Source organism: Kitasatospora sp. NPDC047058 (assembly GCF_040643935.1).
Classification (GTDB): Bacteria; Actinomycetota; Actinomycetes; order Streptomycetales; family Streptomycetaceae; genus Kitasatospora.
The window spans coordinates 1-1,096 of the sequence record NZ_JBEYVJ010000945.1 but is presented as its reverse complement, the minus strand read 5'-3'; the positions used below and the strand labels follow the sequence as shown (position 1 = coordinate 1,096).

1 protein-coding gene is annotated in these 1,096 nt (G+C 72.4%); it reads left to right on the top strand.

The features are described 5' to 3' along the window. Nucleotides 1–66: 66 nt before the first annotated feature. The coding region (locus ABZ885_RS41830) for an acyltransferase domain-containing protein (RefSeq protein WP_360200536.1) at nt 67–1,096 on the top strand (1,030 nt) is incomplete at its 3' end.

Genomic DNA, 1,096 nt, shown 5'->3' with positions numbered 1-1,096 from the left:
TCCGACGGTGACGAACTGGCCTCCGGGCTGAAGGCTTTGGCCGAGGGGCGTGAGGTTCCCGAGGTGGTGTCCGGCACGGTTGGCGGTGTCGGCAAGGTCGGGTTCGTGTTCACCGGGCAGGGTGCCCAGCGTGTGGGCATGGGCCAGGGCCTGTATGCGGCGTTCCCGGTGTTCGCCGAGGCCTTCGACGCGGTGTGCGCAGGGCTGGCCGAGCACCTGGACGGCTCCCTCGCCGCGGTGATCCGCGGTGAGGACGAGGGCCGGATCGATGAGACGGGGTGGGCGCAGCCCGCGCTGTTCGCGATCGAAGTCGCGCTCTACCGGCTCCTGGAGTCGTGGGGCGTGTCGCCGCAGGTGGTGGCCGGCCACTCGATCGGTGAGCTGGCGGCCGCGCACGTGGCCGGCGTGTGGTCGTTGGACGATGCCTGTGCCGTGGTGGCGGCCCGTGGCCGTCTGATGCAGCAACTCCCCACCGGCGGAGCCATGGTGGCCGTCGAAGCCACCGAGGAACAGGTCCTCGAAGCGATCGCCGGCCGAACCGGCGTCGGCGTCGCCGCCGTCAACGGCCACACAGCCGTGGTGATCTCCGGCGTCGAGGACGAAGTGCTCGCCGCCGCCGAGGAGTTGGCCGCGGCCGGTGCGCGCACCAAGCGCCTCCAGGTCTCCCACGCCTTCCACTCCCCGCTGATGGAGCCGATGCTGGCGGAGTTCGCCGAGGTGGTCCGTGCGGTCAGCTACCGCGCACCCAGGCTGGCGATGGTCTCCGCCCTCACCGGACACCCGGTGACCGACGAGGTCACCGATCCGGCCTACTGGGTGAAGCACGTCCGCGAGGCCGTCCGCTTCTCCGACGCCGCGAACGCCCTCCGTGCCGCCGGCGTGCGGACGTTCATCGAGATCGGGCCCGACGGCATCCTCTCCGGCATGGGCCCGCAGACCCGTGCCAACGTCGAGAGCGAGGCGGCCGACGAGGTCTGGCTGCCCCTGCTGCGCCGCGGCCGCGACGAACCCCGCGCCCTGCTCACCGCGCTCGCCAAGGCGTTCGTCCGCGGCGTCCCGGTCGCCTGGGAGAAGCTCTACACGGGCACCGGCGCCC